Origin of the sequence: Streptomyces sp. HmicA12, assembly GCF_000373565.1 — a bacterium.
In the GTDB taxonomy this organism is placed as follows: Bacteria; Actinomycetota; Actinomycetes; order Streptomycetales; family Streptomycetaceae; genus Streptomyces.
In genome coordinates, this window is sequence record NZ_KB891797.1 from 769,475 (window position 1) to 789,188 (window position 19,714).

21 protein-coding genes are annotated in these 19,714 nt (G+C 72.0%); 8 read left to right on the forward strand and 13 right to left on the reverse strand.

The annotated features are described in order from the left end of the window. The first annotated feature begins 26 nt into the window (after positions 1-26). Positions 27-1,007, forward strand: coding sequence for a LysR family transcriptional regulator (locus tag B072_RS0103755; protein ID WP_026245419.1), 981 nt, complete (start codon positions 27-29; stop codon positions 1,005-1,007). A gap of 69 nt (positions 1,008-1,076) precedes the next feature. Next, positions 1,077-2,204 carry a hypothetical protein gene (locus B072_RS42310; RefSeq protein ID WP_158689138.1) on the forward strand — a complete coding sequence of 376 codons (1,128 nt, stop codon included), beginning with the start codon at positions 1,077-1,079 and terminating at the stop codon, positions 2,202-2,204. Between the two features lie 6 nt (positions 2,205-2,210). On the opposite strand, the gene B072_RS0103765 is transcribed toward B072_RS42310, so the two are convergent. Next, on the reverse strand, positions 2,211-2,969 hold the full coding sequence (locus tag B072_RS0103765) for an alpha/beta hydrolase (RefSeq protein WP_026245420.1): 759 nt from the start codon (positions 2,967-2,969) through the stop codon (positions 2,211-2,213). Positions 2,970-3,104: 135 nt separating this feature from the next. Between B072_RS0103765 and B072_RS0103770 the strand changes: the two genes are divergently transcribed. Beyond that, positions 3,105-4,220: an adenosine deaminase gene (locus B072_RS0103770; protein ID WP_018528593.1), complete on the forward strand. Its 1,116-nt coding sequence runs from the start codon at positions 3,105-3,107 to the stop codon at positions 4,218-4,220. A gap of 214 nt (positions 4,221-4,434) precedes the next feature. Further along, a complete protein-coding gene (locus B072_RS0103775) occupies positions 4,435-4,803 on the forward strand; it encodes a hypothetical protein (RefSeq protein WP_018528594.1) in 369 nt (122 codons plus the stop codon). Between the two features lie 64 nt (positions 4,804-4,867). On the opposite strand, the gene B072_RS0103780 is transcribed toward B072_RS0103775, so the two are convergent. The 5 genes from B072_RS0103780 to afsQ1 all read right to left on the reverse strand — a co-directional run bounded on the left by B072_RS0103780 (position 4,868) and on the right by afsQ1 (position 8,736). Beyond that, a complete protein-coding gene (locus B072_RS0103780) occupies positions 4,868-5,068 on the reverse strand; it encodes a PspC domain-containing protein (RefSeq protein WP_026245421.1) in 201 nt (66 codons plus the stop codon). A 106-nt stretch (positions 5,069-5,174) separates the two neighbouring features. After that, complete coding sequence (locus B072_RS0103785) at positions 5,175-5,717, reverse strand: VanZ family protein (protein ID WP_018528596.1); 543 nt, start codon at positions 5,715-5,717, stop codon at positions 5,175-5,177. Between the two features lie 87 nt (positions 5,718-5,804). After that, entirely contained in the window at positions 5,805-6,380 is a 576-nt protein-coding gene (locus tag B072_RS0103790) for a hypothetical protein (RefSeq protein ID WP_018528597.1), read from the reverse strand. Between the two features lie 23 nt (positions 6,381-6,403). Continuing rightward, entirely contained in the window at positions 6,404-8,062 is a 1,659-nt protein-coding gene (locus B072_RS0103795; RefSeq protein WP_018528598.1) for an ATP-binding protein, read from the reverse strand. Beyond that, positions 8,059-8,736, reverse strand: a complete 678-nt coding sequence (afsQ1, locus tag B072_RS0103800; RefSeq protein ID WP_043243260.1) for a two-component system response regulator AfsQ1 — start codon at positions 8,734-8,736, stop codon at positions 8,059-8,061. The genes B072_RS0103795 and afsQ1 overlap by 4 nt, the downstream gene beginning before the upstream one ends. Before the next feature lie 215 nt (positions 8,737-8,951). Between afsQ1 and B072_RS42315 the strand changes: the two genes are divergently transcribed. Beyond that, positions 8,952-9,716: a SigE family RNA polymerase sigma factor gene (locus B072_RS42315; protein WP_026245422.1), complete on the forward strand. Its 765-nt coding sequence runs from the start codon at positions 8,952-8,954 to the stop codon at positions 9,714-9,716. A gap of 275 nt (positions 9,717-9,991) precedes the next feature. On the opposite strand, the gene B072_RS0103810 is transcribed toward B072_RS42315, so the two are convergent. Beyond that, the gene (locus B072_RS0103810) at positions 9,992-10,627 is read right to left on the reverse strand and encodes a uridine kinase (protein ID WP_018528601.1); all 636 of its coding nucleotides are present in this window, start codon (positions 10,625-10,627) and stop codon (positions 9,992-9,994) included. 148 nt (positions 10,628-10,775) lie between these two features. Between B072_RS0103810 and B072_RS0103815 the strand changes: the two genes are divergently transcribed. Beyond that, on the forward strand, positions 10,776-11,183 hold the full coding sequence (locus tag B072_RS0103815) for a hypothetical protein (protein ID WP_018528602.1): 408 nt from the start codon (positions 10,776-10,778) through the stop codon (positions 11,181-11,183). A 3-nt stretch (positions 11,184-11,186) separates the two neighbouring features. Here the strand turns inward: B072_RS0103815 and B072_RS0103820 are convergent, their stop codons facing one another. Further along, positions 11,187-12,614: a DHA2 family efflux MFS transporter permease subunit gene (locus B072_RS0103820; RefSeq protein WP_106432785.1), complete on the reverse strand. Its 1,428-nt coding sequence runs from the start codon at positions 12,612-12,614 to the stop codon at positions 11,187-11,189. Positions 12,615-12,642: 28 nt separating this feature from the next. Next, complete coding sequence (locus B072_RS0103825; protein WP_051127071.1) at positions 12,643-13,275, reverse strand: NADPH-dependent FMN reductase; 633 nt, start codon at positions 13,273-13,275, stop codon at positions 12,643-12,645. Between the two features lie 82 nt (positions 13,276-13,357). Here B072_RS0103825 and B072_RS0103830 point away from each other — a divergent pair, with 82 nt between their 5' ends. Next, entirely contained in the window at positions 13,358-14,104 is a 747-nt protein-coding gene (locus tag B072_RS0103830) for a TetR/AcrR family transcriptional regulator (protein WP_018528605.1), read from the forward strand. An 86-nt stretch (positions 14,105-14,190) separates the two neighbouring features. Here B072_RS0103830 and B072_RS0103835 read toward each other — a convergent pair whose 3' ends face one another. From B072_RS0103835 to deoC, 3 genes are read right to left on the reverse strand one after another with little or no spacing between them, the layout of a single operon-like run. Continuing rightward, a complete protein-coding gene (locus B072_RS0103835) occupies positions 14,191-15,087 on the reverse strand; it encodes an aldehyde dehydrogenase family protein (protein WP_018528606.1) in 897 nt (298 codons plus the stop codon). Further along, positions 15,080-16,516, reverse strand: coding sequence for an aldehyde dehydrogenase family protein (locus tag B072_RS0103840; protein WP_018528607.1), 1,437 nt, complete (start codon positions 16,514-16,516; stop codon positions 15,080-15,082). Before B072_RS0103840 ends, B072_RS0103835 begins: the two co-directional genes overlap by 8 nt. 5 nt (positions 16,517-16,521) lie before the next feature. Further along, the gene (gene deoC, locus B072_RS0103845) at positions 16,522-17,490 is read right to left on the reverse strand and encodes a deoxyribose-phosphate aldolase (protein ID WP_018528608.1); all 969 of its coding nucleotides are present in this window, start codon (positions 17,488-17,490) and stop codon (positions 16,522-16,524) included. Between the two features lie 360 nt (positions 17,491-17,850). Between deoC and B072_RS0103850 the strand changes: the two genes are divergently transcribed. Next, entirely contained in the window at positions 17,851-18,477 is a 627-nt protein-coding gene (locus tag B072_RS0103850) for a PH domain-containing protein (RefSeq protein ID WP_018528609.1), read from the forward strand. 25 nt (positions 18,478-18,502) lie between these two features. Here B072_RS0103850 and B072_RS0103855 read toward each other — a convergent pair whose 3' ends face one another. After that, positions 18,503-19,705 (reverse strand): glycosyltransferase family 39 protein, encoded by a 1,203-nt coding sequence (locus tag B072_RS0103855; RefSeq protein ID WP_018528610.1) that lies wholly within the window; start codon positions 19,703-19,705, stop codon positions 18,503-18,505. Positions 19,706-19,714 lie beyond the last annotated feature (9 nt).

Consider the following 19,714-nt stretch of genomic DNA (forward strand, 5'->3'; position numbering starts at 1 on the left):
TGCATGGACAGCCCATAATCGTTCCCATGGAGCATGAGCACAGGTCACAGCGGCGGATGTCACCGGCCGGTGACACGGAAGACATGGTCACCCTGCTCGCGCCGCGGCTCTCCTACTTCGCCGCCGTGGCCCGCGCCGAGCACGTCACGCGCGCCGCCCACGAGCTGCAGGTACCCCAGTCCACGCTCTCGCGCGCCATGGTCCGTCTCGAACAGGACCTGGGCGTCGACCTGTTCGCCCGCCACGGCCGCACGGTCTCCCTCACCCCCGCGGGCCGTACGTTCCTCACCTCCGTCGAACGGGCCCTCGGCGAGGTCGAGAAGGCCGCCGAGTCCGTGCGCGCCGACGCCGACCCGGCCTCCGGCAAGGTCGCCTTCGGGTTCCTGCACACCATGGGCGTGGAGACGGTGCCAGGACTGATCCGGGCCTTCCGCGCCGACCATCCCCGGATCCGCTTCAGCCTCGTACAGAACTATGGCGAGGCGATGCTGGAGCGGCTGCGCGCGGGCGAGCTCGACCTGTGCCTCACCTCGCCCGTGCCCGACGAGCCCGGACTGGTCGCCCGCCGCCTCGACGAGCAGCGGCTGCGCCTGGTCGTCCCCGAGGACCATCGGCTCGCCGCCCGCAAGCGCGTCCGTCTCCCCGAGCTCGCCGACGAAACGTTCGTCACCCTCGAACCCGGCTACGGCCTGCGCCGCATCTTCGACGACCTCTGCGCGGAAGCGGGATTCAAACCCCGGGTCGCGTTCGAGGGCGAGGAGGCCGAGACGCTGCGCGGCCTGGTCGCGGCGGGCCTCGGCGTGGCGCTCCTGCCGCCACCGACCGTGCCGCGCCCCGGAGTCGTGGAGCTGACCGTCACCGGCCAGCGCGCCGTCCGCGAGATCGGCGTGGCCTGGCTGGACGGCCACCCGGACACACCGCCGGTGGCGGCGTTCAAGAACTTCCTGCTGTCCCGGCGCGGGCGACTGCTGCCGGAGCAGGCGGACGTGGAGCAGGGGGAGCAGTGAGGGGGCTCCCGCGGGGAACCGTTCGCGACCGCCGGACGTGGAGGTGAGCGACGAGAGGGAGTGGTGGGGATGACGGGCAGCGCGAGACAGGACCCGCCGGGGGTGGCGCGGGGCAGCCTGCGAGAGGTGTCGCTGCGACGGCAGCGGGCCACGACGTACACCGCCGTGATCATGGTGCTGGTCTCCGCGGTCCTGTTCGCGCTGATCCCGCTCGCCGAGGCCGACAACCGCGCCTACGCGGCGGCGCCGCGCTGCCCCGCCGGGACCCGGGCCGACGACTGCCGGGCACGCGTCCCGGCGATGGTCCTCGGCACGGAGGACGAGGCGAACGGCAGAAGCAGCGCCTACTTCCTCCGCCTCACCGACCTGAAGACGCACTCCGTGTACCGGCTGCGGATGCCCGGCAAGCGCCCCCTCTACGCCGTCGCACGCCCGGCCGACCGGGTCACCGTGACGTACTGGAAGACCGAGGCCCGACAGGTCCGGCTCGGCTCGCTGACCCAGGACACCTGGCGCTCGCCGCTCGCCGACGGACGGCTCCCCGGCGGCTTCGCGCTCCTCCTGCTGCCCCTGGGGCTCGGGCTGCTCTGGCTCTGCTGGTGGCAGCGGTACCGGGGGAGGGCGAAGGAGCACTCCTGGGTGTCCGCCGTCGGGATCGTCGCGGGGGTCTTCGTCGGCTCCACCGCGCTCACCCTCTGCTTCGCCGGAGATCTGTTCGGCGGCCCGGGCGTCTGGTGGATCGCGAGGATCTGCGCCCTCGCCGCCGTCCCGAGCATCCTGCTCTCCGCCCTCCTGTGCTGGTCGCTGATGCGGCGGATGCGCGGCGTGGCCCGCAACGTCGTCCCGGTCGAGCCGGACGGACACCGCTGCGTGCTCGCGATCGTCCACGGCGACGTCCCCTACAGCGTCCCCGGTTACCCCTACCTGGTCGTGGGCGCGGGACCGCCGGCCGCGACCCCGGACCCGACGGGACGCTTCGCCCTCGTCCCGCTCCCGCCGACGCTGACGGTGCGCGAAGTGCGGGCGCTGGACGCCGACGACCCCGCGGGCTGGCACGGCAACCCCAAGGACCTCGGCATCGTCATCGACTGCGTCGACACCGACGGCGATCACCGGGTCCGGATCGCGGCGGGCCGCAAGACCGCGCCGCTCGTGCTCGGGGCGTTGCTCGAAGCCGCCGCAGGCACCGTGCGCTGACCCCGCCTACAGGGGGAGCGTCTGACCGAACCCCGCGGCCAGCGGCATCCGCAGACCGATCGGCGGCGGCGCCGCGAGCGCGTCCTGCAACGGCCGGGAGAAGGGGCGGCCGAAGAGCGTGCCGAGCGTGAAGTCCACGGCCAGCGCGGTGACTTCGGCCCGGTGCTGGGACAGGCTGTGCCCGTCCGAGTGCACCTCGAAGCGGCACACGTCACGGTTCGCCTTCTTCGCCCGCCCGGCGAGCCGGAACGACAGCTCCGGATCCGTGCGCCGGTCGTCCGTGCCGTGCACGATCAGCACCCGTCGGCCCGCGAGCTGTTTCACCGGTTCGGGCGGTGCCGCGACATCGTCCTCCGGCAACCAAGGGGCGAGCGCGAGAACGGAGTTGACGGCGTCGTGGCCGCCCGCGTGCAGCGCCGCGCGTCCGCCCATGTCCGTGCCCGCGAGACAGATCGGCACGTCCCCGTAGCGGCGCACCACCTCGTCGGCGGCCCACTCGGCGTCCCGTGCGAGCCCGGCCTGCGCGCCGTTCCAGCCGCGGCACCGGTACTGCACGACATGGGTGACCAGGCCCTTGTCGCGGCCCGCGCGCGTGAGTCCGCGCGCCAGCGGACGCAGCAGCGTGGCCGCCAGCCGCGAGGGTCCGCGGGTGGACGTCTGCTCGCCCGCGGGCAGCAGCAGCACCACGCCGCCGACCGCCCCGGGCACCGGCCCGACCGCCTTGCCGAGCCTGGCCTCGCGGGCCGGCATCGCTCGCTGCTGCATGACAGAACAGTGTCAGAAGCCAGGATGTACGCCACCCGTCCGCAGGGTCACTGTTGCGTATCGGCGGATCACGTTCTCCTCACTTTCTCCCGTCGACCCGGAGTGATCTACGCGCGTAGGAGTTAGAGTGCGGAAATGACGAGCCAGACACCGAACGTGCCGACCGCAGAGCAGATCCGCCGCGCCCCCAAGGTGCTCCTCCACGACCACCTCGACGGCGGCCTGCGCCCCGGCACCATCGTCGACCTGGCCCGCGAGCAGGGGTACGCGAACCTGCCGGAGACCGACCCGGACAAGCTCGGCGTCTGGTTCCGCGAGGCGGCCGACTCCGGTTCCCTGGAGCGGTACTTGGAGACGTTCGCCCACACCTGCGCCGTCATGCAGACGCGCGAGGCCCTCGTCCGGGTCGCCGCCGAATGCGCCGAGGACCTCGCCGAGGACGGCGTCGTCTACGCCGAGATCCGCTACGCCCCCGAGCAGCACCTGGAGCAGGGGCTCAGCCTCGAAGAGGTCGTCGAGGCGGTCAACGAGGGCTTCAGGGAAGGCGAGCGCCGCGCGAAGGAGAACGGCCACCGCATCCGCGTGGGCGCGCTGCTCACCGCCATGCGGCACGCGGCCCGCGCCCTGGAGATCGCCGAACTCGCCAACCGCTACCGCGACCTGGGCGTCGTCGGCTTCGACATCGCGGGCGCGGAAGCCGGCTTCCCTCCCACCCGCCACCTCGACGCGTTCGAGTACCTCAAGCGCGAGAACAACCACTTCACGATCCACGCCGGTGAGGCCTTCGGTCTGCCGTCCATCTGGCAGGCCCTGCAGTGGTGCGGCGCCGACCGCCTCGGTCACGGCGTGCGCATCATCGACGACATCAAGGTCGCCGAGGACGGCACGGTCGAACTCGGCCGCCTGGCTTCCTACGTACGCGACAAGCGCGTCCCGCTGGAGATGTGCCCGTCCTCGAACCTGCAGACGGGCGCGGCGACCTCGCTCGCCGAGCACCCCATCGCCCTGCTGCGCAAGCTGCGCTTCCGCGTCACGGTCAACACCGACAACCGGCTGATGTCCGGCACGTCGATGAGCCGCGAGTTCGGCCTGCTCGCCGAGACGTTCGGCTACACCCTCACCGACTTCGAGTGGTTCACGACGAACGCGCTCAAGTCAGCCTTCATCCCGTTCGACGAGCGGCTCGCGATGATCAACGACGTGATCAAGCCGCGCTACGCCGAGCTGCGCGCGGAGTGGCTGTTCCAGTAGGCGGACCGGCCGCCCGGTCAACCAGGGGTTGACGGCGACCGGCGTATTGCTGTCCCACCTCGGCCGGGGCGGCCGCGCGCCTCTGACCTGCTGTTTCGCCCTGAGGTGCGAGGGCCTGCGGGGCGTGCGGGACGGGGAGCGGCAGTAACTCCTCGGCGGCGTGTGGTGTTTGCCGATCAGAACCCGTCGTCAAGGAACCAGGAACAAGGGACCCATGAAGCAGTCTGCTGCCAAGACCCTCGGTGTCGCCGCCCTCGGCGTCGCCTTCGCCGCCGCCGGTGCCGGGGCCGCGAATGCCGCCCCGGGCGTTCCCGACGCCGCCGCGGCGCTCGACTCCGTGACCCAGAACCTGCCCACCGAGTCGGTCACGAAGGCGCTGCCCGCCGGCGCCCCGGAGTCCCTGGCCGCCGGGCAGAACGCCCTGGGCAGCTCCCTGAACACCGCCAAGCCCATCGTCGACCACGCCGCCCCGTCGATGCTCCCCACCGACGGTGCCGACCCGGTCTCCGGCCTGCTCGGCGGTCTTCCCCTGGCGCAGACGCTGCCGGCCGGCGGTCTCGCCGGCGGTCTGCCGATCGGCTGACCCGGAGCAACACCGAAGGGGCGCACCCGCGATCCGCGGGTGCGCCCCTTCGCGCGTACGTACGTCACCAGGCCTGGCGGACCTTGCCCTCGCTCGGGAACAGGATCCACAGCGCGATGTACAGCAGGAACTGCGGACCGGGCAGCAGGCACGAGACGAGGAAGATCACGCGCATCGTGGTCGCGGAGGTGCCGAAGCGCCGTGCCAGCGCTGCGCACACTCCGCCGATCATCCGTCCGTTGGTGGGGCGGGCAAGGGCGGTCATGGTGGGCTCCTTCGCGAACCGTAGGTCTTCGATGTGGCTGCTGACGTCTTCCGCGTCAGCGTTCATACCTACGAAGTTACGGTCACGAAGAGGGCAAAGCGTCAGCTCACGGGGCGATGCCGACCCTGGTAATCGTCGGGGTGCGACCCTGAGCCGCCTCCTCCAGGGGGAGGGGCGCACGCTCGGACCAGCGACGGAGACGGGCCCGCAGGGCGGGGACCACCGCGAGATGCGCGAGGGCCACCCCCACCGTGTTCAGGAGCAGCGAGTCGACGTCCACGACCTGGCCGGGCACCCCGGTCTGCAACAGCTCGATGCCGAGCGAGATCAGAGCGCCCGCCGCGACCGTACGCACCAGCGAACCCCACACCGACACGTACAGGCGTCCGCCCGCGAGCGGCAGCAGGACGCCCAGCGGCGCGAGCAGCAGGAGCCCCTCACCGATGCGCCGGGCCCCCTCGCGCCAGCCGAGCGCGAGATCGGCGCGGATCCCGGCCAGCGGATGCAGGTTCGCGGCACTGACCCACGGCACGTCCAGGGGGCGCAGCGTGAACCATGCGACGAGGAAGAGGTGTACGGCGAGGAGGGCGAACCCTGCCGTACGGAAACTGAAGGCGGCCCTGTGGCCGCCCGGGCGATGGCGCTGCACGCCCCCCTAGACGCCGGGGGTGCGACGATCGGTTCCGGGCGGTTCGTGATGACGTGGGTCACGCCCCGCGGGATGCGGGGAAAGGCCCTACCCCACGGTGGTGGCCGGGGCGGGAATGGTTCCCGGCCGCGCCTTCACCGCGTCCGTGCACTCGTAGTCCCGCAGCGGATCGCTGCCCGGACCGCCGAGCACCATGTGGTCCCCGTCGCCCGTCGTCATCTTGCTGTTCGCGAAGGTGCAGACGATCTGCGCGAGGGCGTACGGGGAGAGGTCGTCCGGCGGGGTGCTCAGGCGCAGCGCGTTCGCGGGGTCGCCCTCGCGCGGGCCCGAGACCTTCATCCCGGCGTCCACGTCCGTCGAGTAACCGGCCTGCGCCTCCTCGGCCGACGGCTTCCGCTCCAGCTGCTCCAGGAGCTGCTGGGCGACGACGGCGCGCTCGGAGGCCCGGCCGCGCTCCAGGGTGACCGTCCGGTCGACCGTCACGAGCTGCGACGTACAGACGAGGTAGATCTGCGCGGGGAACTGGCCGCCCGCGCTCGCCTGCGCCCGGTCCGTGCCCGACAGCGAGCAGCCGACCCGGGTGGGGGCCGCGCCGAACTCGGTGGGCACCTCGGTCGGCCGGATCCCGCATCCGGCGAGCACGAGCGCCGACAGGGCGAGCATCACCGACAGCCTGGTACGCGGCCTCACGTGACGACACCACCTTCCTGGGAGTCCTTGGTGTCGTCCGGGCCGTCCGTGTCGTCCGCGTCGTCCGCGTCGTCCTCGCCGTCCCGGGTGTCGCGCGGCAGGCGCAGCGTGAACACGGCCCCGCCGTCGGGGGAGTTGGCGGCGGTGATCTCGCCACCGTGGATGTGGGCGTTCTCCATCGCGATGGAGAGGCCGAGCCCGCTGCCCTCCGAACGCGGCCGTGACGCGCTCGCCTTGTAGAACCGGTCGAAGACGTGCGGCAGTACGTCCTCGGGGATGCCGGGGCCGTGGTCGCGTACGTCGATGACCAGGTCGCTGTCCTCCGTGCGCACGGAGACCCGTACCGGGGAGCCGCCGTGCTTGAGGGCGTTGCCGATGAGGTTGGCGAGGATGACGTCCAGGCGGCGCGGGTCGAGGCGGGCCATGATGCCGCGCTCGGCGTCGAGTTCGACGGCGTCCAGCCAGGCGCGGGCGTCGATGCAGGCGGTGATCTGGTCGGCGATGTCGACGTCGTCGAGGACGAGCCGGGCGGTGCCCGCGTCGAAGCGGGTCACCTCCATGAGGTTCTCGACGAGGTCGCCCAGGCGCCGCGTCTCGCTCACCACGAGCCGCACGGCGGGCTCGATCATCGGGTCCACCGACCCGGTCTCCGCGTCGAGTTCCTCCTCCAGGACCTCGGTCACGGCCGTGATCGCGGTCAGCGGCGTGCGCAGCTCGTGCGACATGTCGGCGACGAACCGGCGCGAGGACTCGTCGCGCGAGCGCATGTCGGCGACCTGCTTCTCCAGGTTCTCCGCCGTCTTGTTGAACGTCCTTGACAGCTCGGCGAGTTCATCGGTGCCGGACACCCGCAGCCGGGTGTCGAGCTTGCCCTCGCCGAGCCTGCGCGCCGCGACACCCAGCCGGTGCACGGGCTTGAGGACGGTCGTCGCCGCGGCCTGCGCGAGCAGCGCCGAGCCGATCAGCGCGAGCCCGGTGGCGATGCCCAGGGACCAGGCGAGGGAGTTGAGGTCCTTCGCCTCCGGTTCCAGGGACTTGAGCATGTAACCGGTCGGCCCGTCGGCCACCTTCGCGCCGCCCACCAGGTACGGCTCGTCGTCCTGCATGGTGCGCTGCCAGTACAGGTGGTACGCGTGCTTGTTGCCGGAGGTGACCGGCTGCTCGCGGTTCACCGCGTCCTGCAGCGACTGCGGCACGTCGGCCGGGGTGAAGGCGTCGAGCGCCGAATTGCCCACCACCTGGCGGCCGTTCTCGTCCGTGGCCACGAGCAGCACGCTGAAGTGCTGGCTGCTGTCCGCCATCAGGTTCGCCGCGTGCTGCAGTTCGCCCTGCGTGGGGTGCTCGGGCAGCACGGCCGCCCGGTTCTGCATCTCCTGCTGGAAGTCGCTGAGCGCCGCGTCCTGGGTCCGGGTGAGGACCGCCTCGCGGTTGAGCCAGTACGCGATCCCGGACGCGGAGACCGCGGCCGTCAGGGCCACGAGCGCGAACACGACGACGAGCCGCAGGCGCAGGCTGGTGAAGCGCAGCCCGGCCAGTATCGCCTTCTTGGCCCCGGCGAACGCGCGTAGCCTGCCGCGGCGTTGCCCGCTCTTCGCGTCGTCCTCATCGGGGGCCGGCCGCTCGTCGTGCCCTTGCGTGTCGTGCGGTTCGGTCACTGAGGCGTGTCCAGCCGGTAGCCCACGCCGCGCACGGTACGGATCAGGGTCGGCGACGACGGCACGTCCTCGACCTTCGCGCGCAGCCGCTGCACACAGGCGTCCACGAGCCGCGAGTCACCCAGGTAGTCGTGCTCCCACACCAGGCGCAGCAACTGCTGCCGGGACAGCGCCTGTCCGGGCCGCCGGCTCAGTTCGAGCAGCAGACGCAGCTCGGTGGGCGTCAGCTGCAGGTCCTCGCCGTTCTTGGTGACGGTCATCGCGGCGCGGTCGATGACCAGCGAGCCGAACGCCGCCGAGTCGTTGGCCTCGCGCTCGCCGCGGCGCAGCACGGCGCGGATCCGGGCGTCGAGGACACGGCCCTGGACGGGCTTCACGACATAGTCGTCGGCCCCGGACTCGAGCCCGACGACCACGTCGATGTCGTCACTGCGCGCGGTGAGCAGGATGATCGGCAGCTGGTCGGTGCGCCGGATGCGGCGGCACACCTCGAAACCGTCGATGCCCGGCAGCATCACATCGAGCACGATCAGATCCGGCCGCTGCTCGCGCAGCAGCTTCAGACCGTCCTCGCCGGTGGCAGCGGTGGCCACCCGATGACCCTGGCGCGTCAGAGACAGCTCCAGTGCCGTACGGATGGCGTCGTCGTCCTCGATCAGCAACAGGGAAGGCACGAGCGCCATTCTGGCCCATGACGGGCCCTTAGTTCGACCGCTGAAGCGCTCCCACACCCGACCCGCACAGGCTGAGCCGCTGTGACAGGTCTGTGACAGTCGACGGACACCGTCATGAAGTCCCCCGGGCAAGCTTTTGGACATCGCAAGGAACCACCGCGATGAGCAGGCGAACGACCGCAGGAAGAACCGGACTCCACGACGGGGGGCGCGAGATGAACACGCTGCACAGCACCAGCTCAAGCGCAGTTGTCACGCGCCTGCACGATGTGGTGGTCCGGGCTGAGAAGTCCGGTGCCGTGAGCGGGCGGGGGTGCGCTCGCGGCACCGGACGTCAGCACACGCCGTTCATGACGGTGCTCGACGCACCAGGGACGGTGGCTGACGGGGGTCACGGGGGTGGCCACGGGGGAGCCGCGTACAGGGAGGAATCGGGGGAGCAGCGTCGTACTTCTTTGTCGGAGGCCGAGTTCACGGCCTACGTCCAGGAGCGCCGCGCCTCCCTGTACGCAACCGCCTATCACCTGACCGGTGACCGGTTCGAGGCCGAGGACCTGCTCCAGAGCGCCCTCTTCTCGACGTACCGGGCCTGGGACAGGATCAGCGACAAGGCGGCGGTCGGGGGATACCTGCGCCGCACCATGACCAATCTGCACATCAGCGCGTGGCGCCGCCGCAAGCTGAGCGAGTACCCGACCGAGGAGCTGCCGGAGACGGCCGGCGACACGGACGCGATGCGCGGCACCGAACTGCGGGCGGTTCTCTGGCAGGCCCTGGCCCGCCTTCCCGAACTGCAGCGCACGATGCTGGTGCTGCGCTACTACGAGGGCCGTACCGACCCGGAGATCGCCGAGATCCTCGACATCAGCGTCGGCACGGTGAAGTCCAGCATCTGGCGGTCGCTGCGGCGGCTTCGCGAGGACGAGGTGCTGAGCTTCGGGCGCGACCAGGAGGAGTCCTTCGGCGAGCTCGTCGCGTAGGCCCTCCGGGGGGAACGGGGGACTGGGTCCGGGGGGATCACGGGGGATCGCCGCGGGGGGAGTGGAGCGGGACCGGAAGGCCGGGGGGTCTTTCCGGTCCCGCTCCGTTTTTTGCGTCGTGGGTCGGCCGCGGGCCGGTGGGGGCTTCTCGCGCAGTTCCCCGCGCCCCTGAGAGGCCTGCGGCCTTCAGGGGAGGCTGCGCGAAGCGCATGCCTCAGGGGCGCGGGGAACTGCGCGAGCAACCACCCACGCACCCGCACCCGCGAACGAATCGGTCACCCGGCAGGCGAAGAGGCGACGCAGCGACCCGCCGCGGCCGACGCCAGCCGGCCCAGCGCCTCGTCCGCCCCGCAGGGATACGCCCCGAGTGCCACCTGCCGCGCCACGATCGAGCGTTCCGCCCGCATCAGGCGCCAGCCCCGGCGCAGCAGGAACGGAACCGACTTGCGCCCCTCCCTGAGATCCCGCAGCAGCCGGCGGCGGAACGTCGTCGAGGGGCGGCCGCGCAGACACAGCGCGTCGGCCAGCACCCCGATTTCACGGCACCGCTCCACGATGTCCGCCGCGAAGATCCCCTCCGCGATGAACAGGGGCGTGCGCTCGATGTCGAGCGACTCCTCGCCCACCCGCGAGCTGGTCGCGATGTCGTACACCGGTACCTGCGTTCGCCCCTTCGCGCACAGCGCGCCGATCGCGGCGAGCGCCGCCTCCGTGTCCCAGGAGTCCGGCGAGTCCCAGTCGATGTCCGAGGTGCCCGGCACCAGCGGCAGCGTCGGGTCGTCGTGCTCCTTGTAGAAGTCGTCGAGGCAGAGCACGGGAAGCCCGGAGCGGGTGGCGAACGACGACTTGCCGGACCCGGAAGGGCCGGACAGCAGAACGACCCGGGTCGGTATCGGAGGATGCGAACTCACGAGAGACCAGTGTGAGGCATCCCGGCCCCGGTGCCGACCCCGCGTCGCAGCCCTGTGGCACGCGCCACGTCAACTACGCTACGTGGCCACGCGGTTACCCGTGCCGCGCGTCGAACCCCGAACCTCGAAAGACTCAGGCGGAAACACCATGGCCCGACACGCAGCTTCCAACTCCCCTTCCCGCGCGCGCCGTACGCTCCTGCGCGCCGGCCTCACCGTGACCGCCGCAGGCGCGGTCATCGGCGCGGGCGGCGCCGCCGCGAGCGCCGCCCCGTCGGCGGCCGCACCGGCGGCCGGTTCCGACACCGCGACGCCGGCGCAGGCCGTGGCGAACGCGCTGGGCGGGTCGACGGCGAGCGGCCTCGGCACGGTCAAGCACCTGCAGCTGAACCCGCTGGCCGGGACCGGCGTCGACCCCCTGGACAACTCGCTCGGCACCCAGGTCGCCGACTTCAAGCCGGTCAGCACGGCCGCGGCCACGGCCCCGCTGACGTCCGGGGGATCGCTGGACGACCTGCCGCTGGTGGGCCCCGCGACGAGCGTGCTGCCGGGCTGACCCTCAGGCCTGCCGGGCCCGCAGCGGAACCTCCCGCACCCACCAGGCCGCCGTGAACGCCGCCGCGCACAGCAGCGCCGTCCCCACCGCCACCCCGTGCAGCCCGGCGACGATGTCCGTCGGGGCCGCCGTCCCGCCCGCCCGGTCCGCGAACACCGAGCCGAGCACGGCGACCCCGAGGGAGCCGCCGACGGTGCGCAGCAGGGTCTGGGTGCCGCTCGCCGCGCCGATGTCCCGGGGCGCGGCGCTGTTCAAGGTGATCAGCAGCGCGGGCTGCATCAGGCAGCCGAGGCCGACGCCCAGGAGCAGGGTGAGCGCGGAGGCCGCCCAGGTCGCGGTGGCGGTGCCGAGCAGGAGCAGGGCGAGGGCGCCGAGGGTGGCGAGCGCCCCGCCCGCGATCGGGTAGCGCCGATAGCGGCCACCGGCGCCCACTCGCCGCCCGATGGCCAGTTGGGCGCCCATCATGCCGAGCATCAGGGGGAGCAGCAGCAGTCCGCTCCCGGTCGACGACATGCCCCGTACGCGCTGCATGTACTGCGGCAGATAGGTGGCGGCCGCGAGCATCGCCGCCCCCGAGGTGAAGCTGAGCAGCTGCGCGAGGCCGAAGTTGCGGTCGCGGAACAGCCGGGGCGGGATCACCGGCTCGGCCGCGCGCCGCTCCACCGCCACGAAGGCGCTCACGGCCGCCACCGCGACGACCGTGAGCGCCCCGGTCTGCGGCGACGTCCAGGCGTACGTCGTGCCCGCCCAGGACGACAGGAGCGTCAGGGTGAGGATCGCGGCGGTGAGCAGCGCGGCCCCCGCGATGTCGATGCGGGCCTTCAGGCGCTCGCCGGTCGCGCGCACCCCCGCGCCGACGCCGATGAGCGCGACGGCGCCGACGGGGACATTCACGTAGAACACCCACCGCCAGTCCAGCTGGTCGGTGAGGAAGCCGCCGATCAGCGGGCCGCCGATCATCGCGGCGGGCAGCAGCACGCCGACGACGGACTGCGAGCGGCCCGCCTCGGCGGGGCTGAGCAGGGTGCCGATGAGCGAGAGCGCGCCCACGAACAGGCCGCCCGCGCCGACGCCCTGCAGCGCCCGGAAGGCGATCAACTGGCCCATGTCCTGGGCGAGTCCGCACAGGACGGAGCCGACGAGGAAGACCGCGATCGAGGCGAGGTAGCAGCCCTTGCGGCCGTACAGGTCGCCGATCTTGCCCCACAGAGGGGTGGTGACGGCCGTGGTCAGCAGGTACGCCGTCACGACCCAGGACAGCCGGGCCGGGCCGCCCAGGTCCTCGACGATGACCGGCAGCGCGGTGCCGACGATCGTGCCGTCCAGCGTGGCGAGCACGATGCCGAGCAGCAGGCAGCCGATGACGAGTCGGGAGGGCGGTGGTGCGGCGGCCACCGCGGCGCCCTCTTGGTCGCGTGCATGTGTACGCATCGTGCCCCCTCGGTGTGATGACGACGGGTCAAGCCGCGTACGGGCGGACCGACTTGGCGTCACGCAGTGCGTGCGCCCACCACGTCAGCTGGTCGATCATGGCCTTCGCCGCGGTGTCCACCGCCGGGTCGTCCACCCGGGCGCTCTCGTCGAACGCGCCCCAGGCGTTGTGGAAGCTGACCGTGTTGCGGATGGTCGTGGCGTTCAGCTCGGCCATGACGACCCGGAGTTGTTCGACGGCGCGCAGGCCGCCGGACAGGCCGCCGTACGAGACGAAAGCGACCGGCTTGCCGTGCCATTCCGTGTTGTGCCAGTCGATCGCGTTCTTCAGGGCCGCCGGGAAGCTGTGGTTGTACTCGGGCGTGACGAAGACGAACGCGTCGGCGGCGGCCAGGCGTGGCGACACCGTGGCGAGCGCTTCCGCGGTGCCGGGCGGCGGCTCCTGGCCGAACGCCGGCAGCACGGTGGGCAGTGGCGTCTCGGCGAGGTCGACGATGTCGGCGCGCAGGTCGTCGCGCTGCCCGAGGTGGCCGGTGAGCCACTTGACGACCACGGGTGCGAAGCGGCCCTCGCGGGTGGAGCCGACGAGGACGGCGACGCGGAGCGGAGTGCTGGTGGGCGCGGTCACGGTGAACCCCCTGTTTGTGTACGGCGTATTCATCTGCGTACAACGTACACATCAATGTGTACAGCGTCTACTGTGGATACGCTGTACACGAAAGCGATCGAGAGGGGTCCGAGCCGTGGCGGTACAGAAGAAGACCGAGGGCGAGGAAGGGCGGCTGGTCGAGCCCTCGCTCTGGGAGCGTCTGGAGCGGCCCGCGCCCACCCGGCGTGCCTCCCTGACCCTTGACCGGATCGCGGCGACGGCCGTGGAGCTGGCCGACGAGGAGGGCGGGGCCGCCGTCACCATGCGGCGCCTCGCCACGAAGCTCGGGGTCGCGCCCATGGCCGCGTACCGGCACGTCTCGGGCAAGGAGGATCTGTGGGCGCTCATGTTCGACCGCGTGTCGGCCGAGCTCTCCGTCCCCGACGGCGTGACCGACTGGCGTGAGGTGCTGCGCTCCTTCGCGCTGCAGACACGGGAGTTGATGCACCGTCACCCGTGGCTCGGGCAGGCGCCGCTGCCGCTGGTCCAGCTCACCCCTGCCCGGATGGCCGTCGCGGAGCGGCAGTTGAGAGCGCTGGACGGCCGTGAGCTGGACGCCGACTCGATGATGGCCGCGTTCCGCGCGGTCGGCGCGTTCGTCCACGGCTCCACGCAGGTCGAGCTCGCGCTGAGCCAGTACAAGCGGGATCACGGCTGGCAGAGCGGCGACGAGACCCGTCAGGCGCTCGCACCGCAGATGAACTACCTGATGGGCAGCGGCCGTTACCCCACCTACGAGAAGTACGCCCTGTCCGCGACGCGCAAGGACGACCCGGCCTGGGAGTTCGCGTTCGGCCTCGACTGCGTGCTCGACGGGATCGCGCGGCGCCTGGAGATCTGACCGGGGTACGGCAGAGGCCCCGGCCCCTCCTGGACGGAGAAGGGACCGGGGCCTCCGGCTCTCGCGGCGTGCGGGCCAGTGGCGGGCTAGTACGAGGAGCCGGACGCGCCCAGCGAGCCCGTCGGGTGCCAGACCGTCTTGGTCTCCAGGAAGTACGTCAGGCGGTCCGTGCCCGGGTCCGCCGTGAAGTCCTCCACAGGCTGGGGACGGCGCACCCGCTTCAGATTGTCGGCGGCCGCGATCTCCAGCTCCTTGGCCAGCTCGGCGTCCGTGCCCGTCAGGTCGATGCCGTTCACGTCCTGGTGCGCGGCGAGCGAGGGGGCGATCTCCGCCGCCCTGCCGGACAGGATGTTGACGACGCCGCCGGGCAGGTCGGAGGTGGCGAGCACCTCGCCGAGCGAGAGCGCCGGGAGCGGGGACTTCTCGGACGCGATCACGACGACCGTGTTGCCGGTCGCGATGACCGGCGCGATCACCGAGACCAGGCCCAGGAAGGACGACTCCTGCGGCGCGACGACCGTGACGACACCGGTCGGCTCGGGCGTGGAGAGGTTGAAGAAAGGACCGGCGACGGGGTTCGCGCCCCCGACGACCTGCCCGATCTTGTCGGTCCAGCCCGCGTACCAGACCCAGCGGTCGATCGCCGCGTCCACCACCGCGGCGGCCTTCGACTTGCTCAGCCCCTCCGCCTCGGCGACCTCGCGCACGTACTGCTCGCGGCGGCCCTCCAGCATCTCGGCGACGCGGTACAGGATCTGCCCGCGGTTGTACGCGGTCGCGCCGGACCAGCCGCCGAACGCCTTGCGGGCGGCGACGACCGCGTCACGGCCGTCCTTGCGGGACGACAGCGGCGCGTTCGCCAGCCATGCACCCTTGCTGGAGGTCACTTCGTACACCCGGCCGCTCTCGGAACGCGGGAACTTCCCGCCCACGTACAGCTTGTAGGTCTTGAAGACGCTCAGTCGGTCAGTGCGCTCAGACATCGAGGTAGGCCTCCAGACCGTGGCGGCCGCCCTCGCGGCCGAAGCCCGACTCCTTGTAGCCGCCGAAGGGCGAGGTCGGGTCGAACTTGTTGAACGTGTTGGCCCAGACGACGCCCGCGCGCAGCTTGTTCGCCACGGCCAGGATCCGCGAGCCCTTCTCGGTCCAGATGCCCGCCGAGAGCCCGTACTGCGTGTTGTTGGCCTTGGCGACGGCCTCCTCCGGCGTACGGAAGGAGAGCACCGAAAGGACCGGGCCGAAGATCTCGTCGCGGGCGACGGTGTGCGCCTGCGTGACGTTCGTGAAGAGCGTCGGCGCGAACCAGTAGCCGGCGGAGGGGAGTTCGCAGGGCGCGCTCCAGCGCTCGGCACCCTCCGCCTCGCCCGTCTCGGTGAGCGCGGTGATACGGGCCAGCTGCTCGGCCGAGTTGATCGCGCCGATGTCCGTGTTCTTGTCGAGCGGGTCGCCCAGGCGCAGGGTCGACAGACGGCGCTTGAGCGCGTCGAGCAGCTCGTCCTGGATCGACTCCTGGACCAGGAGGCGGGAGCCCGCGCAGCAGACCTGGCCCTGGTTGAAGAAGATGCCGGTGACGATGCCCTCGACGGCCTGGTCGATCGGGGCGTCGTCGAAGACGATGTTCGCGCCCTTGCCGCCCAGTTCGAGGGTCAGCTTCTTGTCCGTGCCCGCGACCGTGCGGGCGATCTGCTTGCCGACGGCCGTGGAGCCGGTGAAGGCGACCTTGTCCACGTCGGGGTGGGCGGTGAGGGCCGCGCCCGCGTCGCCGTATCCCGGAAGGATGTTGACGACGCCCTTGGGCAGGCCCGCCTGGCGGCAGATGTCCGCGAAGAACAGGGCACTCAGGGGAGTGGTCTCGGCGGGCTTCAGGACGACCGTGTTGCCGGTCGCGAGCGCCGGGGCGATCTTCCACGCGAGCATGAGCAGCGGGAAGTTCCACGGGATGACCTGGCCCGCGACGCCGAGCGGCGCCGGGTTCGGCCCGTACCCCGCGTGGCCGAGCTTGTCGGCCCAGCCCGCGTAGTAGAAGAAGTGCGCGGCAACCAGGGGGAGGTCGGCGTCGCGCGTCTCCTTGATGGGCTTGCCGTTGTCCAGCGTCTCCAGGACGGCCAGCTCGCGGCTGCGCTCCTGGATGATGCGGGCGATGCGGAACAGGTACTTGCCGCGCTCCGCGCCCGGCAGCGCCGACCACTTCGCGAACGCCTTGCGGGCGGCCTGCACGGCCCGGTCCACGTCGGCCTCGCCGGCCCGCGCGACCTCGGAGAGGACCTCCTCGGTGGACGGGGAGACCGTCTTGAAGACCTTGCCGTCGGCGGCGTCGGTGAACTCGCCGTCGATGAACAGGCCGTAGGACGGCGCGATGTCGACGACGGAGCGGGACTCGGGCGCCGGGGCGTACTCGAACAGGTTTGCCATGGTGATCAGTCCACCGTCACGTAGTCGGGACCGGAGTAGCGGCCGGTGGCCAGCTTCTGGCGCTGCATCAGGAGGTCGTTGAGGAGGGACGAGGCGCCGAACCGGAACCAGTGGTTGTCGAGCCAGTCCTCGCCCGCCGTCTCGTTCACGATGACCAGGAACTTGACCGCGTCCTTCGAGGTGCGGATGCCACCGGCCGGCTTCACGCCGATCTGCACGCCGGTGGCCTCGCGGAAGTCGCGGACGGCCTCCAGCATCAGCAGGGTGTTCGCGGGCGTCGCGTTCACCCCGACCTTGCCGGTCGACGTCTTGATGAAGTCGGCCCCGGCCAGCATGCCGATCCAGCTCGCGCGCCGGATGTTGTCGTACGTCGACAGCTCCCCGGTCTCGAAGATGACCTTGAGCCGGGCGGCCCCCGAGGCCTCCTTCACGGCGCGGATCTCCTCGTAGACCTTCATGTACTTGCCGGCCAGGAAGGCGCCGCGGTCGATGACCATGTCGATCTCGTCGGCGCCCGCCGCGACGGCGTCGCGCACGTCGGCCAGCTTCACGTCGAGGGCGGCGCGGCCGGCCGGGAACGCGGTCGCGACCGAGGCGACCTTCACGTCCGTGCCCGCGACGGCGGCCTTCGCGGTGGCGACCATGTCCGGGTAGACGCAGACGGCCGCGGTGCGGGGCGTCGTCCGGTCGGTCGGGTCGGGGTTGATCGCCTTCGCACCGAGGGCCCGGACCTTGCCCGGGGTGTCGGCGCCCTCCAGGGTCGTCAGGTCGATCATCGAGATGGCCAGGTCGATGGCGTACGCCTTCGCCGTGGTCTTGATGGAACGGGTCCCGAGCGCGGCGGCCCTGGCTTCCAGGCCCACCGCGTCGACGCCGGGCAGTCCCTGGAGGAACCGGCGCAGGGTGGCCTCGGACGCGGTGGCGTCGGCCAGCGCGTGTTCTTTGGCGGGTGCGGATGCGGGTGCAGTGGACATGGTCACGAGGGGAGCATATCTACGCGCGTAGCGGCTGTACAGGGGGTCGGTCTCGCAGAGCGGCCGCGGGCCGGTGGGGCTTCTCGCGCCCCTGAAAGGCCTGCGGCCTTCAGGGGAGGCTGCGCGCAGCGCATGCCTCAGGGGCGCGGGGAACTGCGCGAGAAGCCCCACCGGGGGAAAGCCGCGAACGAGCGGCGACCCGGCAGACGCGAAGGCGACCAGGGGCGCGGGGAACTGCGCGACCAGCCGCCCACCACCCGCACCCGCGAGACGGACAGAACCGGGCAGACGTGAAGGCGAAAAGGTGCGGGCCCGCACCACCCCGCTCAAGCTCAGCGCAGCGTCAGGCACAATCGAGCCATGACGAGCGAACCCACGCCCCTGAAGGACCGCGTATACCGGTCACCGGCCGGCATCGCGGGCGGCGTGGTGCTGCTCGCCCTCGGCGCCTGGCTCGGCGTCGACGCCGTGGTCGGCGGAGAGGGTCGCACGCCGTGGCTCGCCCTCGCGGGGCTGCTGCTCGTGGTGCCGCTGGTGGTCGCGTTCACCATCCGCCCGGCCGTCTTCGGCAGCGACGACCGGCTGCGCATCCGCAACCCGTTCCGCCTGATCACCCTGCCGTGGGCGGCGGTGTCGGGCTTCCGCTCCGGTTACTCGAACGAGGTCTTCGACCAGGCCGGCACCAAGTACCAGCTCTGGGCCATCCCGGTCTCGCTGCGCGCCCGCAAGAAGGCCCAGCGCAACCTGGCCCGCGCCGCCGCGGCCGACGACCCGGGCCGCGCCTCGATCGTCGGCACGGGCCGGATCCAGAGCCGCCCCACCCGCGCCTCCACCGACCAGGTCATGGACGAGCTGCGGGACCTGGGCGAGGCCCGCGCGGCGGAGCCCACCGCGCAGGGCGAGCCCACGGTCCGCTGGGCCTACGAGATCATCGCCCCGGCCGCCGTCGGCGCCGTACTGCTCGCCGTGCTCCTCGCGACCGGCTGATCGGCTGGTCGGCCGAGAGCAGGCCCTACGGCGCGCTGGGCCACACCAGCGCCATGTACGCACCGCAGTACGCGGCCCCGAGCACCGCCCCCGTCACCCCGAGCATCCGTGCCCGGGGTGATGTCGTACGGGCCAGCGCGAGCGCGAGCGGCAGCAGCAGCGGGAAGGCGGGCAGCAGGAAGCGGGCCCGCGAGAAGTAGACGCCGCCGCTGCCGAGGACGATCACCAGCAGCACCCCGGTGAAGACCAGCAGGGGCAGTGGCTGGCGGTCCAGGAGCGAGAGCAGCCACAGCACCGCCGCCGCGATCAGCGTCAGCGTGACCACGACCAGGAACAGCTCGGGCGTCGAGTCGTACGCGAGGTACTCCCGCATCCGGCGCAGGGTCTCGGCCCCGCCGTCCAACTGGTTGTGCCACAGGCGCTGTACGGCGAAGTAGCCGTCCCAGCGGCCGAGTCTGAGGCCCACCCAGCCGACGTACGCGCACCAGCCGAGCGGCGCGAGCAGGCCGCCGGCCAGGACCTGCCAGGAGAAGTGGCGGCGCAGCGAGAGCACGGCGGTGAGCGAGACGGCCGCGGCGAGCGCGACGCCGGTCGGGCGGGTCAGCCCCGCGAGCGCGGCCAGCGTGCCCGCCCACACCCAGCGGCCGGTGAGGACCGCGTACAGGGACCAGGCCACGAACGCCGTGAACAGCGACTCGGTGTAGCCCATCCACTGGACCAGACCGACCGGCAGGCACGCCCAGAGGAAAGTGAGGTAGGCGCCGGCCCGACGCCCGTACAGGCGGTCGCCGACGGCGAAGATCCCCCACGCGGCGACGAACGAGCAGAGCACCGCGACGATCAGGCCGACGCTGGCCCGCGAGCCCGGGGTGACGGCGGCGACGGCCTTCACCAGGACCGGGTAGAGCGGGAAGAACGCGAGGTTGTTGGCGTCGTACTGGGTGCCGAGCGTGCGCGTGTAGCCGTGGTCGGCGATGCCCAGGTACCACTTGGAGTCCCAGTCCGCGGCGAGCGTCGGCCAGATGCCGTGGCCCTCCTTGTGCGCCCAGAGACCGAGGACGAGGAGGCACAGGACGCGGACGGTCGCGTAGGCGAACAGGGCGGGGGCCGCGCGCCGCAGGGAACGGGTGGCGCGGGTCCGGAATGTGGTGATCGCCGCGGGGGCGGGGCGGCTCCGTCTGGCCTTCGGGAGGAGAGTCGGGGCCTCGGTGGCGGCGGTCGGGGGCACGTGGGCGGC